The 15,431-nt window shown below is 39.6% G+C and carries 15 protein-coding genes; 6 read left to right on the top strand and 9 right to left on the bottom strand.

The genetic code is table 11. The annotated features are described in order from the left end of the window. Positions 1 to 53: 53 nt before the first annotated feature. Both NST21_RS01200 and NST21_RS01195 read right to left on the bottom strand, forming a co-directional pair. Positions 54 to 2,087 carry a Na+/H+ antiporter gene (locus NST21_RS01200; protein ID WP_340887332.1) on the bottom strand — a complete coding sequence of 678 codons (2,034 nt, stop codon included), beginning with the start codon at positions 2,085 to 2,087 and terminating at the stop codon, positions 54 to 56. Between the two features lie 237 nt (positions 2,088 to 2,324). Next, positions 2,325 to 3,215 (bottom strand): diacylglycerol/lipid kinase family protein, encoded by an 891-nt coding sequence (locus tag NST21_RS01195; protein WP_340887331.1) that lies wholly within the window; start codon positions 3,213 to 3,215, stop codon positions 2,325 to 2,327. Positions 3,216 to 3,933: 718 nt separating this feature from the next. On the opposite strand from NST21_RS01195, the gene yhfH (NST21_RS01190) reads away from it, so the two are divergent. From yhfH (NST21_RS01190) to yhfH (NST21_RS01165), 6 genes are read left to right on the top strand one after another with little or no spacing between them, the layout of a single operon-like run. Further along, positions 3,934 to 4,068 (top strand): protein YhfH, encoded by a 135-nt coding sequence (gene yhfH, locus NST21_RS01190; protein ID WP_082527581.1) that lies wholly within the window; start codon positions 3,934 to 3,936, stop codon positions 4,066 to 4,068. Between the two features lie 38 nt (positions 4,069 to 4,106). Then, positions 4,107 to 4,244, top strand: coding sequence for a protein YhfH (gene yhfH / locus NST21_RS01185; protein WP_082527582.1), 138 nt, complete (start codon positions 4,107 to 4,109; stop codon positions 4,242 to 4,244). Positions 4,245 to 4,272: 28 nt separating this feature from the next. Beyond that, the gene (yhfH, locus tag NST21_RS01180) at positions 4,273 to 4,413 is read left to right on the top strand and encodes a protein YhfH (protein ID WP_082527583.1); all 141 of its coding nucleotides are present in this window, start codon (positions 4,273 to 4,275) and stop codon (positions 4,411 to 4,413) included. 23 nt (positions 4,414 to 4,436) lie between these two features. Further along, positions 4,437 to 4,577, top strand: a complete 141-nt coding sequence (gene yhfH, locus NST21_RS01175) for a protein YhfH (RefSeq protein WP_082527583.1) — start codon at positions 4,437 to 4,439, stop codon at positions 4,575 to 4,577. A gap of 23 nt (positions 4,578 to 4,600) precedes the next feature. After that, positions 4,601 to 4,741: a protein YhfH gene (gene yhfH, locus NST21_RS01170; RefSeq protein ID WP_082527583.1), complete on the top strand. Its 141-nt coding sequence runs from the start codon at positions 4,601 to 4,603 to the stop codon at positions 4,739 to 4,741. A gap of 23 nt (positions 4,742 to 4,764) precedes the next feature. After that, entirely contained in the window at positions 4,765 to 4,905 is a 141-nt protein-coding gene (gene yhfH / locus NST21_RS01165) for a protein YhfH (protein WP_082527586.1), read from the top strand. Positions 4,906 to 5,054: 149 nt separating this feature from the next. Here the strand turns inward: yhfH (NST21_RS01165) and NST21_RS01160 are convergent, their stop codons facing one another. The 7 genes from NST21_RS01160 to hflX all read right to left on the bottom strand — a co-directional run bounded on the left by NST21_RS01160 (position 5,055) and on the right by hflX (position 14,905). Continuing rightward, on the bottom strand, positions 5,055 to 6,689 hold the full coding sequence (locus NST21_RS01160; protein WP_340887330.1) for a PucR family transcriptional regulator: 1,635 nt from the start codon (positions 6,687 to 6,689) through the stop codon (positions 5,055 to 5,057). Between the two features lie 324 nt (positions 6,690 to 7,013). Further along, the gene (locus NST21_RS01155; protein ID WP_053348238.1) at positions 7,014 to 7,229 is read right to left on the bottom strand and encodes a hypothetical protein; all 216 of its coding nucleotides are present in this window, start codon (positions 7,227 to 7,229) and stop codon (positions 7,014 to 7,016) included. 16 nt (positions 7,230 to 7,245) lie between these two features. Beyond that, positions 7,246 to 8,730 carry an NCS1 family transporter gene (locus NST21_RS01150; protein WP_098176678.1) on the bottom strand — a complete coding sequence of 495 codons (1,485 nt, stop codon included), beginning with the start codon at positions 8,728 to 8,730 and terminating at the stop codon, positions 7,246 to 7,248. 46 nt (positions 8,731 to 8,776) lie between these two features. Then, positions 8,777 to 10,195, bottom strand: a complete 1,419-nt coding sequence (hydA, locus tag NST21_RS01145) for a dihydropyrimidinase (protein ID WP_340892436.1) — start codon at positions 10,193 to 10,195, stop codon at positions 8,777 to 8,779. A 27-nt stretch (positions 10,196 to 10,222) separates the two neighbouring features. Next, entirely contained in the window at positions 10,223 to 11,509 is a 1,287-nt protein-coding gene (preA, locus tag NST21_RS01140) for an NAD-dependent dihydropyrimidine dehydrogenase subunit PreA (RefSeq protein ID WP_098176677.1), read from the bottom strand. A gap of 26 nt (positions 11,510 to 11,535) precedes the next feature. Next, positions 11,536 to 12,894, bottom strand: a complete 1,359-nt coding sequence (locus NST21_RS01135; RefSeq protein ID WP_340892435.1) for an NAD(P)-dependent oxidoreductase — start codon at positions 12,892 to 12,894, stop codon at positions 11,536 to 11,538. 748 nt (positions 12,895 to 13,642) lie between these two features. Beyond that, positions 13,643 to 14,905: a GTPase HflX gene (gene hflX / locus NST21_RS01130; RefSeq protein WP_340887329.1), complete on the bottom strand. Its 1,263-nt coding sequence runs from the start codon at positions 14,903 to 14,905 to the stop codon at positions 13,643 to 13,645. Positions 14,906 to 15,431 lie beyond the last annotated feature (526 nt).

Here is a 15,431-nt window from a genome sequence, read left to right as displayed (position 1 = left end):
TCCACTAACTGAAGAAGCGCTGCCGAAGATATCGGCAGCGCTTCTTCATATATTCAGTGAGTGTTTTCATTGATTGTTAGTGCTTCACGTAAATTGATTTGCTGGCGGAGTATATTGGCGACATCACGGGAAATTTGTCGTTTTTCAAACATATCCTGTACTTCGTCACGCTCTGCCTGAATCGCTTTATAGAATAGCTCTCTTTCATATTCGACCATTTTACTGGGAACACGGCCTCTATTTTCTCGTTTGCATCTTAAAATAAGCACTTTATACTCTTCAATAATCATGGAAGACGTCTCATGGCTTTCAGAAGTAATCCCGGCTTGGATCTCTTGGATGGCAGCTTTATACATCCTGATTTTAAGGTCTCTTACCTTTTCCAATCTCTCTATATTGATTCTTCTTATTTCATTTTTATTAGGGAAAAATAATTTAAAAACTCGCAACATACTTCTTCTAAAAAGTGTTACTGCCCTGAAAAAACGGAATTTCATTCGGTTTGTGACCGCGCCTTCCATACGTTGAATATATTCCTTGCATATAAATGCCGTTTCTCGGTCCACTTTCTCATCTTTAATAAGTTTATCTAGGAATCTTTGCTCTGCCTCAAGAGCTTTAAAGCGAAGAACCCTTTCTTCTTCTCTTAGTGCAGCAGGCTCTTTCTCTTGTTCTACATAGGACAGTGCGTTGATTTTCGTATGATATCTTGAAATGATCGATAAAGCCGCTTCTCGGTTTTCATCTGTCATTTGGGATTCTACAACTCGAATCGCCGCTTGATGTGTGTGAATGGTAGCCGATTTTGTTTTATCAGCCTGCTTATCTACGATTTCCACTTCTTCTGATCTTGCTACAATAGGTAGAAATACACTCGCAACAATCAAGGTCAATAGTATAACTCCTGCTGCAATAAAGATGATTAACGAGCGCTCTGGGAAAGGACTTCCATCTGCCAATACGTATGGAATCGAAAATGATCCAGCTAATGTTACCGCTCCTCTTACTCCGGAAATGGTAATGATTCCGGCCGCTTTCAAGTCTGGTTTTTGGGCTCCAGCTTTTTTTGTGATCCAGCCAATCGACCAAGCTGCGATAAGCCAAATGAATCGTAAAGCAAAAAGGAACAGTGTAATAATCACAATATAAATAATCACTTGTCCATTATTGAAAGCTGGATCTTCAAATATAGTTTTCGCCACGCTTGGAATTTGCAGGCCAAGTAATACAAACACAAGTCCATTTAGTACATACAAAATGACAGACCATGTACTCTTTGAAACAACCTGCAGTTCTACCGTCGGTGATAATTCCCGATCCCGTTCAATGGCATGGACAATACCCCCAGCCACAACTGCTAAAATCCCAGAAAGGTGGAAATGTTCCACAGCGAGGAAAATAATAAAAGGAGTCAGGATTTGGATTAACATGTGCATCGTAACATCTTCCATTCCTAAACGGCGAAGAAATACACGGAGCCTGATAATGATGAAGGCAATAATTGCTCCACCTACAAAACCACCAGTCGCAATCCATATGAAACTGAACGTTGCGTCCACTAAGGAGAAAACACCAGTGACTGTAGCTGCAACAGCAAATTTAAAGGCCACAAGACCTGAAGCATCATTCATTAACCCTTCGCCTTCAAGAAGATGCATTATGCTCTTCGGCAGCTTAACGCGGCTCGCCAAAGCGCTGACTGCCACTACATCGGTAGGTGATAAAATGGCAGCTAAAGCAAATGCAGCCGGCAGTGGAATCGAAGGAATCATCCAGTTGATTAGATAACCTCCTGCCCAAACCGTTATGAATACTAGGCCTAATGCAAGCATGAGAATAGGCGCTCTCAGCCTCCATAGGGCTGTACGGGGCACATTCTTCCCATCGTTGAATAAAAGAGGTGCGATAAATAACAGCAAAAACAGCTCTGTCTCCATCTCTACGTGGATACCAAAAGGTAAAAGCGCCAGCACAACACCCAGCGTTATTTGAATTAACGGTACAGGTATAAAGGGTATAAAATGGTTAATTACATTAGACATTCCAATTAATATTAGAAGGGCTAATATAACAAGAAAAAACTCCATACAAACATCAAACATCCTCTCTCATCTATTTTCATAACTATAAGCGTACCATATATATACCCCTTCATTCATTCAATAACTATTATTTCCTAGAAGCACCCGGAATAATGATACCTTTTTATAAAAGCAAGGGACCCTCACGTTGCGGGATAGATAAAGTTGAATATTGAGGTGATTGGCGACATTTACCCTATCAGCTTTTTCCGATTAGTGTACTCGACTTCTATACCTATACATTCATATTGTTCGCGGAACAAAAAGACGAAGGTGTTTGTGCAACACATTTGCCTGAATAGGTAAAAGACACCCTTCATCGCCATCAATATTGATTGCAAGTTCCTCTGATGTAGATAAATGCAGCTTAGAAGTTTGAATATATTCTACTTCTTCGTGTCCCTTTATCTCGCCCTTTATTAAACTCGGAATAATCTTGATAATAAGAGGAAGGGATAAATCTTTAATAATAAATGTGTGCAACTTTCCATCATTTACTTCCGCCTCGGGTGCAAGTTGTTCGAAACCGCCGACTGAATTAGTCATCGTGGCAATTAATAAATAAGCCTCTCCCAACCACCTTCCCTGATCATGTTCAACAGTTAAAGGAAACGGAGTCTTTTTGACTAATGTTTTTGCTCCTTCTATAAAATAAGCAAGTGAGCCCAGACGAGTTTTTTTCTCAACGGTCACATTATAGGTAGCCTCGGCAATTGCACCGACCGCCAGCACATTCATGAAATAACGATCATTGATCTTCCCGATGTCAGCATCCTTAATCTGTGCTTCATTTAACATCTCTATGGATTTATCAGGATCCATAGGTATGCCAAGAGACCTAGCGAAATCATTTACTGTTCCTAGTGGAATGATGCCGAAAACAGGCCGATGCTTCTGTTCGGCCAACCCATTCACTGTCTCATTTACTGTTCCATCTCCCCCCATCGAAATGACAGCATCAAATTTTTCTGCACAGGATTCCTTAGCAAACTCCATAGCATCACCTTCGACTTCCGTTTTACGAACAATCACTTGATCATAGATACACCTTAGTACCCTTTCTGCATTCGGCAAAATCTGTCCTGCCTTTTCCTTCCCTGAAGATGGATTTATGATAATCATCACTTTTGACATATGCGACCTCCCATTAATGTACTTCTACTACCAAGTTACCTCTTTACTAAAGTACTAAAACCGCACACCCTCTTTTCAGGAGCTTAATATTCATTTTTTTGAATCAAAAGTATCTGGTCACGAAAAAAAGAACGAAACACTACTGACAAGTCAGATACTTTCCTTCTTTACGATGATATTTTCCGCCGTACTTTAACAAGTTGAGAATGCAAGCCATCGTTTCATATTTCTAGTATTCACTCTGTTTTTTGCTTATCGGTGCTTAAAGGAGAAAAAGTTATATTCATTAGTCCTGCACAGGAACTTTCATATATTAACTGCTGTCTTAAGAACTTACCGACATTTTAGAGCAAGCAGCTAAAAGACATATAGAAATAGAAACAGGTTAGCCATCAATTTGTTTTTTGTGTAATTTATCTGTACTTCAATCTGTTACATAAAACACTATTTCGTTTCATTGAATATTGCAAAACCTTTCGTTCGCTCTTAATTTTCCTCACTTCTCAACCTATATATTTCTTCAGATTTTCACTTTTTTTAATAAATGATCCAAAAAAATATTAACAAAAACCCTATTCCTATAGGGTTTTTGTGCTCAATCTGAAATATTTTTTAAATTTTCTGTAAAATACCTATACATTTTCCAATTTCGGGTATATACTGTATTATAACAACAGGCAAACAACAATAACTGTACTATATAGAGGAGGAGCGAGACATGCAAACAAATCAATCAAGTTTATTAATAAACCATTCATTTAAACATTGCCCGGAATGTGGTGAAACACTTGTTGAACAATCAGATTCCTATCTGATGGAATGCGATCGCTGCCTTTCTAAACGTGAAGAATAAATCATTTTAAGAAAAAATATAAAAAGGAGGAAATAATCATGCAAACGAAAAAACCCATTGAATTTTTCAACAATATCCCTGCTAAACATTGCCCTGAGTGCGGTGATCATATTGTCGAACATGCTGAGTCCTACTTAATGGAATGTGACCGCTGTCTTACCAAACGTGAAGACTAGTTTAACCAAATTAAAAGGAGGAAACCACATGCAAACTAAAAATCCGTTAGAGTTCTTTAGAACCCTGCCACCTAAACAATGTCCCGAGTGCGGTGATCAAATCACTGAACAAGCTGAATCTTACTTAATGGAATGTGACCACTGCCTTTCTAAACGCGAAGACTACTAAACCATTTAAAGGAGGAAACCATCATGCAAACTAAAAATCCGTTGGAGTTCTTTAGAACCCTGCCACCTAAACAATGTCCCGAGTGCGGTGATCAAATCACTGAACAAGCTGAATCTTACTTAATGGAATGTGACCACTGCCTTTCTAAACGCGAAGACTACTAAACAATTAAAAGGGGGAAACTATCATGCAAACTAAAAATCCGTTGGAGTTCTTTAGAACCCTGCCACCTAAACAATGTCCCGAGTGTGGTGATCAAATCACTGAACAAGCTGAATCTTACCTCATGGAATGTGACCACTGCCTTTCTAAACGCGAAGACTACTAAACAATTAAAAGGGGGAAACTATCATGCAAACTAAAAATCCGTTGGAGTTCTTTAGAACCCTGCCACCTAAACAATGTCCCGAGTGTGGTGATCAAATCACTGAACAAGCTGAATCTTACCTCATGGAATGTGACCACTGCCTTTCCAAAAAAGATGAATATTAAAAAAAGATACTGACATCAAGAAGCTGTAAAGGCCAACTTTTTGATGTCAGTACATTTCCGATAAATCACCAATATATTAACTTGCCACTCCAACTCCCTTTCAGTGCATTATAAAAAGGATGTCCTTTGAACACCCTTGGTTTTTTTTTCTATTTACCCACATATTTATCCATATATTTCCCACTAGTCTTACTACTACTGTTCTGTAAGTAATCCAAGGCAAAAATCATGAATTCGATGCCCAGGCGTTGATCTGAGCGCATAAAATTTGACCCTAATAGTTTTTCTAATTTTTCTAGCCGATGGTACAGTGTTTGCCGGACAATAAATAGTTGTTTTGAAGTTTCCTGTTTCGATCCATTACAAGCGAGATAGGTCTTCAGGGTAGGCATCAATTCACCGTTATTTTGTTTGTCATATTCGATAACAGGACCTAAATATTCATGAACGGTTTCTTCCAAATTACCATGCTTATTGATTAGAGAAATCATACGATACATATGTAAGTCCTGATAAAAAAAGCTTCTGTTCTCCTCTGGTAAGGTATCCTGAAGCAATAAAGTCTCACGAGCCGTTTCATAACTTTTATAAATCTCACTTAACTTTTGAACGTGTTTTCCAAACCCAATAGTAAGCAGGCTCATACGATTACGTCCGCTGACATCCATTTTCATAATACGATCCAAGGCACTTGTCACCCTTCCTTTCCAATCTTCGGATGAACGATTATCGCCTAGGATGAAGACAAGGTGCTGATGAATTTCCATAGAGAAAATCTGAAAGCCATATTGTTCAAAAACTGTCCTAAACATTATCTTAAAATAGGTTCCATCTAATTTTGCCGAACTTTTATTATACCGCGGATGTTGTTTGCAAATGCAAACAATCCCGCCATCTAGCTGCATTTTCGGATCAATATAGGAAAGCCGCTCACGGATTGCTTCGTCGCTATACTCCCCTTCAATCCAGTTTGTCAGCCATTTGCTTTCTTCTGACATTTTCTTTTCTTCTATATATAATTCCCGTAATAGATGCTGAGCCAAAGCAGTGGCTGTCCGATCCAAGATCAGTGAATCAAAATCCGTCAACTCTCTATCGCTACTGCAAATGAGCAGTTCCGCATAATTCTCACCGAGCACTTGAATCGGTTGTCTAAGAACGGTTTTGTTCAAAGTTCTCTTTTCTTCATTTACTTCCACTAACATTTGATAGGTTATTTTTTTCTTTATTTTTGGAATACTGGCTATATCGTTTTCATTAAAGATAAGAATAACCTGTACATTTAAATAGTTATGGAGAAATTTTAGAATTGATTCATAATGGTCAATTTCGAGGAGATTTTTATTTAGCTGCTGGGAGTAGTTCTCTAAGTTGGAGATCATTTGATATTGTTTATTAATGATTAGGGAATGAATATCCTGAGTAATTTCTACGAATGGAACTTCTTGATGAAATAGGATGATAGGGAATTGGTGTTCATCTGCAAGATCTATCGCACATTGGGGAATTGCCATGGTGCGGGTACCTATCTCTATACACAGTCCTGCTGCATTACATTGAATTAGCTGATTTAAATAGGAAAGAAATGTGCTATCACAATCTTTCCACCCCAAACCGGTGGTCAGAATCAGTTCATTTCCATTTAACAAATGGCTGATTTGGGTGACTTCCATGCAGTGGACCCATTTCACTTGACGCTTTATTCCACTGCTGCCGGCGATTATATCCGTCTGATTAAAATGCCTGCGCGTTAGAATTTCCTCGATTGTAATCGAAGTATTCATTCATCCATCCACCATCCTTCTATAAAACTGCTATAAAATCTATTATAAACGGACAGTCTATAAATCTCCAGACACTTGTCAGAAAATCTAACGTCAAAATTCAACAAAAAATTCATCACTTATGTTCAAAATGATGCTATGAACTCAAATTCTACATTGATTATCTATATCTATTGGCTATCTATCTTATCATTTCTATCAGAAAGCCAACAATATTGATTTCTTAGGTTTAAAAGCATTCTCGAACTTTGATTCAAGACAGCTACACAAAAGTGGCCTATTCATTTAACGAATAGGCCAGCATTTCAAATTTATAAGTGAATTTTAATGCAACTTCCTGAAAAGCAATGTTGAGAAGTATTTTCTTCCTTCCGGGGTTTTGATATTCAACTGCTTCCATTCCTGCTTCGTACCTTCTATCAGTTCGAAATCGAGAAAAGCCCCACTTAAATTTTCCGAGACTCGGGTGATTCGATATCCTCTTTCAAGTAAAAAATCAATTTGTTCCCTTTCTAAGCGATACTCTTGATATTCGGACATTTCTACTCCCCCTTTTTTACACATTCTCCCCGCCAGTAGCAGTCGTAATAACCAATTCTTTTTCAATTTCTAATTCCTTTTCGATTTTCCAATCCCTCCCTATTGAAATACCTAAATATTTCTCATCACTTGGGTCAATAATTTCAGCTTGTTCATATTTCTTAAACCACCAAAATTTTGCCAATACATAATAACTTGCGCTACCAAGCACGAATCCCACAATAAACGAATAGTTTGAAAAAACTGTGGCACCTATTCCACCAATCGCCCAAGAAATGATTCCCGCCCAATTCACACCATTCAAGTATTTATATTGACCTTCACTTTCATATAGTTCTGGTACATTAACACGTCGTTTACGAAGGAAATAATAATCAGCCACCAGGATGCCAACAATAGATGCTAAAACTCCACCTACAATTAACAAAACTTCTATTATTATGCCGAACAAGCTCCATGGCTGAACTACGATTCCAATAAACCCGGCGACAACAACTCCCGCCCAAAAAGGCATTTTAGGACCCATGATATTTGAGAAAATGGTAGCTGCCGGGATTACATTGGCAGTAGTATTCGTCGACCATTGAGCAAAAACTATCATGATTAAAAGGACTCCAAGAGCAATTCCACTTGCCGATCCTTGTATAGCAACGACGGGATCATAATTGGAAACAGCCATGTAAGAAACCCCTCCGATAATAACCATGAACGTCTGAGTAATGGGATAGGTAATAATATTCCCAATAATCTGCCCCTTATTGCGCCTGAACCAATTTTTTTCATTTTTAGGTGCCTTGATATAACGAGAAAGTGTCGGCATATCCGCCGCCAACGTACCCCAAAATCCCATATTAGCCATTATGACGACCATGAAAGCCGTTGCCGCTGCACCTCCAGTTACCGGACTTTCAATCCAGGTCCATACATCTCTTCCTTGGGCCACAGCTTGATCGGAAAGAGTAAAATACATCCAGCCTGAAATCAAGATGATGACTGGTGCTGCTAAGTCAGCAAAACGTTCAATCGACTTGATTCCCATTGCCGTGTTAACTAATTGTAAAACGGCAAAAATGAGGAAGCAGATAAACCAATTATCAAAGTTAAAAAGGGTTGCAAAGATTGCATTCATTGCAGTTGCACCGAAGTAGGTGTTAAGACCAAACCAGCATGAGGCAACAAACCCCCTAACAACCGATGGAATATGGGTACCAATCGTACCGAATGGCGCCCTCATATAGACTGGGAAAGAGATGCCATGCTCAACCCCGATATCTCCTGTCATTGTCATCAAAAAGCCAAGAACTACACAAGCAATGACCGTTGCCAGCACGACCCAACCAAGCGCTAAGCTTTGTACACCGTTACCGCCAATTGCAAAGGCAGCCAATACTACAGCCATTCCTACCCAAATAAATCCAAAACCGGCTGCACTTATGTTCTTCTCACTATGAGGTATAGGCAGCAAATCGGGAGACTTTAAATAATCTTTCTTCTCACTCATATAAAATCCCCCAATATTAATTTGCTTGTTTTTCTTTACAGACGTTTTAGACAGGAAGCTTTTGCTCTGTATCCGACTCCAGCGACGTGTTATATTTAGCCCGTTTCAAGAATTGCCCTTTTCCAGCCTCACCTACAAATTGCTTTTCTCTAATGACAAATTGACCGCGTGATAAAACAGAAACCGGTTCACCTGTTATTTTCATTCCCTCAAACGCATTATAATCGACAGCCATATGATGAGTATCTGCAGAAATAGTCCGCTCCACCTTTGGATCAAAGATGACAATATCCGCATCTGATCCTACAGCAATCGTTCCTTTTTTAGGGAACAATCCAAAAAGTTTGGCTGACCGGGTTGAAGTGATGTCCACGAATTGATTCAAGGTGATACGCTCTTTCTTGACTCCTTCCGAAAACAGAATACTCATTCGGTCTTCTATTGTAGGACCACCATTGGGGATTTTCGTAAAGTCTTCACGCCCGAGATCTTTTTGACCTTTAAAATCAAAAGAGCATTGGTCGGAGCCTATCGTTTGCAACTGGCCTGTTTTTAAAGCGTTCCATAGTACTTCCTGATTTCTCTTCTCCCTTAATGGTGGAGACCATACATATTTAGATCCTTCGAAATTGGGCTTTTCAAGGTAGGTTTGGTCAAGGACCAAGTATTGCGGGCAAGTCTCACCCCAAATATCAACCCCTTTATTTCTTGCCTCTGTAATCTTTTCAACCGCATCTTCACATGTGACATGAACGACATAAAGCTGACTGTTTGCCATCTCCGTCAACTTGGCTGCTCGTCCCGTTGCTTCTCCTTCAAGTTCCGGAGGCCTTGTTAACGCATGATAAATCGGATCAGTATGACCTTCAGCAAGCGCCTGCTTTGTTAAATAATCAATCACATCACCATTTTCAGCATGGACCATGACAAGTGCGCCAAGTTCTTTCGCTTGAAGCAGTGTACGGTAAAGTGTCGCATCATCGGCTTGAAAAACATTCTTGTAAGCCATAAACACTTTAAACGAAGAAATCCCTTCATTCTCGATGATACTTGGCAACTCAGCCAGAACCTTATCATTAATTTCACTAATCATTAAATGAAAACTATAATCTATTGCTGCTTTTTCACTTGCCTTTTCGTGCCACGTTTCTATAGATTTCTTTAATGGCGCCCCTTTTTCGGTCAAACAAAAGTCGATGACCGTAGTTGTACCTCCATATGCAGCAGCTATCGTACCTGTTTCATAATCATCCTTTGTTGTAGTCCCACCGAACGGCATATCAAGATGGGTATGTGGGTCAATACCTCCTGGAAAAATATACGCGCCTTTTGCATCAATGATTTCCGCTCCCTCTGCTGAAAGGTCTTTACCAATCATTGTAATGATTTCATTTTCAATTAAAATATCCGCTTGATACGTATCTGCAGCCGTTGCAATTGTTCCATTTTTAATAATCTTCTTCATGATCTTCTTCATATATAATCTCCTCCATTATTTTACGAAATCAACACTTTCATTACCGATGTTCCCAAGGAATGCCTGACGTTCATTCCAAGTCATTGGAGGCAAATCACTTGTCAGTTCAATCATGTCGATTGCTCCATCAACCGGGCATACAATCGAACAAAGATTACATCCGACACAATCTTCTTCACGGACTCGTAAGAAGGAGCTGCCTGACGGGTCTTTTAACATATCTATACATTGATGTGAAGTATCTTCACATGCAATATGACATTTATTGCAGTTAATGCACACATCATTATTAATGCGCGCCACTACCTTATAATTAAGATCTAAATTTCCCCAATCGGAATAACGGGGTACAGACTTACCAACAATATCCATCACAGAGGATATCCCTTTTTCATCGAGGTAATTAGACAGACCATCAATCATGTCCTCGACAATTCGAAAACCGTGATGCATGGCAGCGGTACAAATTTGTACCCCCGTTGAACCCATCAATAAAAATTCAACCGTATCCTGCCAATTAGATATTCCACCGATTCCCGATATCGGAACATTAATCAGTGGATTCCTTGCACATTCTGCAACCATATTTAAAGCAATCGGCTTCACAGCAGGACCACAATACCCGCCATGGGCACCCTTACCGCCTACATGGGGAATCGTATTCCATGAATGGATATCCACTCCCGCCAGGCTGTTAATCGTATTAATCATACTAATTGCATCCGCTCCACCGCGTATAGCGGCTTCCGCAGTAACCGTGATGTCAGTTATATTCGGAGTAAGTTTGACAATGACAGGTTTCGATGCCGCTTCCTTTGCCCAATATGTTTGCTTTTCCACAAGCTCAGGAACCTGTCCAGAAGCAGCGCCCATACCCCGCTCAGCCATACCGTGCGGGCAGCCAAAGTTCAATTCATAACCATCAACCCCCACGTCTTCTATGCGTTTGATAATTTCATGCCACTTATCTTGATGCGGTTCGACCATTACTGATGCAATGATTGCGTGGTCAGGGAAACGTTTTTTCGTTTCATATATTTCTTTTAAGTTCACCTCAAGTGGTCGATCCGTAATCAATTCAATATTGTTGAAACCAGCTACTCGCTGGCCATTAAAACCCACAGCTGCAAAACGTGATGAGACATTCAGAATAGGGTCTCCCAACGTCTTCCAAACGGCTCCTCCCCAGCCAGCCTCAAATGCCCGCTGCACTTGATACCCCGAATTAGTAGGTGGTGCCGACGCCAGCCAAAAAGGATTGGGAGATTTAATACCCGCAAGATCAATTGATAAATCAGCCATGTTAAGCCTCCTAATTTTCATTTTTATTAAGCAATATCTACCGCTTCGCTCATTAAAATTCGGTCAATTTCATAGGCTGTCTTCTTCCCTTGCTGGGCAGCGGAAACAACCATTGCCTCACCTTGGCCTTTTCCAAAAATAACGTCACCACAGGCAAATACTTTTTCATTCGACGTTTTATATGAGTCTCCATCTAATGTTACGACGCCTCCATCATGCTCAATGCCAAACTGTTCAATCAGTCCTACATATCTAGATTGGCCGATAGCACGGATAACGCCATCGACAGGTATAACAAATTCTGATCCAGAAATCGGCACTGGACGACGGCGACCATCTTCTCCTGCCTCACTAAGCACCATTTTTACACACTCAATACCCGTTACCTGACCATTGCTATCTGAAATAATCCTAGAAGGGTTCGTCAGCCAGTGAAACCCGACACCTTCCTGTTTAGCAAACTCATATTCAAAATCGTAAGCTGTCATTTCCTTCTGGGTACGACGATAGATAATTCCAACTTGTTCGGCACCAAGACGTACAGAACAGGTTGCTGCATCAATCGCTGTATTCCCAGCTCCAATGACCGCCATCTTCTTCCCAACGAATTTATCAGTGATAGCCTCTGTTTTCGTTGCCTTGACGAAGTCGATTGCATCATATACTTCAGCCAGGTCTTCTCCCTCAATTCCAAGTTTTGGAACATCAGACATTCCAATCGCCAAAATAACGGCATCATAGTCGGTGGTTAACTGGGTAGCAGAAACATCAACACCAACCCTCGTATTCGTTTTAATTTCAACATCTAAACTCTTTACTTGCTCAACTTCCCAATAAGAAATGCTCTGTGGCAAACGGAAAGATACGATACCGTACGTATTTAATCCACCTGGATTTTTTTCAGCTTCGAAAATGGTTACACTGTAGCCAAGCAAGGCTAATTCCCTTGCTGCAGATAAGCCCGCAGGTCCGCTTCCGACAATGGCAACCTTTTTGCCATTCTTCTTCCCGGCCTTGAATAGAGCTTGTTTATTTTGGATGGCCCAATCTGTGGAATAACGCTGGAGATTGCCAATCATGATTGGCTTTGTAGAATGGTTTAGGACACATGCCCCCTCACATAATTCTTCTGTCGGGCATACTCGCGCGCAACTGGCACCGACTGGATTGGCTGTCATGATCGTCTTGGCCGATCCTTTAAAATTCCCTGATGCTATTTTCTTAATAAAACTTGGAATATCTATCCCTGTCGGACAGGCTTGAATACATGGGGCATCATAGCAGTATAAACATCGATTCGATTCTTCCAAAGCTTCACGTGGGGTTAACCCCCTCTCCACTTCCTGAAAGTTCATCGCCAGACCATCTTTTAACGGACTCGTCATACTCATCTACTATTCTCCTTCCAAAAATTTATTTGTGAAAAATAAAAAGGGAGGAATTGCATGTATTCATCTAAAGTAGCATTTCCTATCCTTGCAATTAGAGAATTTATGGCAGTAACCCACTGTCGTTCTTCATCGTTCTATTTAGAAAGACAGTCACGACGATATAATTGCCAATAATCTCACATTCCGTTTATTATTTTCTTTTATTTTCTTGATGATCGCGCCTTGGTCTCTGCTTCCTTCGGCCATTAAAAGCCCCCCCAATCGTTCTTAAAAACTCACAATCTGGTAATAACCAGATAAATTGAGTATTCTTTATTTTATAATGATAAAAAGCAAGTTACATTATACAAAGTGTAAAATATTGTTAACTGTTTAATGTGCACTATGTAATAACCATGTGATATTTCCTAACAACAAATGATAAACATCGTCATTTTTCTACAAACCTTACTTAATATTCATCACACTTACTGAATTTTTTTAATAAAACTAACTTATCAACACTTTGTCCACAAATTAAAAAGCCCTAGAAAATATTGAATACAATTTTCTAGGGCTTTTTAATTTTATTCACAGGTTATCCACATAAATATAATATGTGGATAACAAGAAATACTGAGTTATTTCAACGTTTTCCAGTAAGTATTGTACTTTTCTTAAAAAACTATACACAGGTTCAATAGTGAATTTTCAGTCATTAACAACTTGCTAACAACTTATACACATATTATCAACAAAATGATTACTTAGAGTTAATAACGTATTGATGATATTTTTCATAATCTGTTTTCTTGCACTCAAGTTTTAATTTAGATCCATTCTCATCATATTCTGTTTCCGTTATATGACCATGCTCATTGAAATAGGATACCAACTGTCCCTGGTCATACGGAATCAGCATCTCACAGCGAATATAGTCTACAAAAACATGTCCTCGGATTTGATCGATCAATTCCTGTATGCCTACTTTGTTTTTCACTGACATATAAACAGAGTCACGATTCACCTGCGGGATATCTATTTCAGTCAGATCTGCTTTATTATAAGCAAAAATAGTTGGAATTTCTTTAATGCCTATATCATTCAAAGTTTGATCTGTAATCTCTATTTGCTGCTCATAATTGGGATTGGAAAAATCAACAACATGAATCAATAAGTCCGCTTCGACCACTTCTTCTAAGGTTGAACGGAACGCTTTCACAAGATGATGCGGTAGTTTTGAAACAAAACCAACCGTGTCCGTCAGTAAAAATTCCTTATTATCCGGCAAAGGAATGTTTCGCACGGAAGTCTCAAGCGTAGCAAACAGCATATCCTTTTCCAAAACCTGCTTTTCGGTTGTTGGGTGAAACATTTCAATCAAAGCGTTCATGATCGAGGATTTCCCTGCATTCGTATAACCGACTAAAGAAACGACTGGGATGGCATTCTTTTTCCGCTGCTTCCTCTGCGTTTGACGGTGTGCAACAAGTTCTTCCAGTTCTTTATTCAAAACACTTATATTTTCCTCTATTCTCCTACGGTCAAGCTCTAACTGCTTTTCCCCAGCACCTTTGTTTGTACCAACTCCACCACTCTGACGACCTAATGACTCCCTTAATCCAACGAGACGTGGGAGCATATATTGAAGTTTTGCCACTTCTACCTGAAGCTGAGCTTCCTTTGTTTTTGCTCGGTGTGCAAAAATGTCTAGAATCAAGATTGTGCGATCAATTACCTTACAATCCATGTCCCTCTCCAGATTCCGAAGTTGTGAAGGCGACAACTGATCATTAAAGATGACGACATTCGCTTCCTTATACTCCACAAGATTTTTTACTTCCTCTATCTTTCCGGTTCCGATAAAATGTGATGAGTTCACCCGATGCAAATTCTGTGTGATCGTCCCGACAACCTCTACCTCACAGGCCTCCGTTAAATTAGCCAATTCCTCCATTGAATAATCAAAATCCTTTTGGCTATTGAGGTTTACCCCAACTAAGATTGCCCTTTGCTCTAATTCCATTCTTTCAAATCCCTTCCTGTAACTGCCATACTCAATTTAACAATCACACAGGATCATCCTATGCCTCATTAAAAGTCAGCCACATTGTAGCACACTACATAGATCATGCATAACGATTGCTTGGCTCTGCATTCAAAAATGTTCTTATTAGGATTCCTTTTACTTAAAAGAAAATTCAACATATTAAATACCAGGCCTTATTCAGACCTGGTATTTTTGATATTCTATTGTTTCTTTTATTTTCTTTCGACCTTATAGGATTGAATTCAATCGTTTATTAATCGTCCCGCTCTACTTTACCCTCTTTTACCTCGTCATTTTCCTTAAGCAACTCGAGCCATAGTTGAAATTCAGATTCAGCTATATATGCGCCTTTTTTATACGATACCAGGACTCTTCCAGTATCGAACCGCTTCTGTACATCCCTTCCTCTTTTCTCAATAATGGTTTCGGTAACGATCGATCACTTCATCTCGCGGCGTTGTACTCGCCCATTCAATTGCTTTACTGTTGAGTGGAAAAACTT

The sequence above is a fragment of the Peribacillus sp. FSL K6-1552 genome, assembly GCF_038005205.1.
In the GTDB taxonomy this organism is placed as follows: Bacteria; Bacillota; Bacilli; order Bacillales; family DSM-1321; genus Peribacillus; species Peribacillus butanolivorans.
The sequence above is the reverse complement of the archived record's forward strand: the minus strand, read 5'-3'. Positions and strand labels throughout refer to the sequence as shown.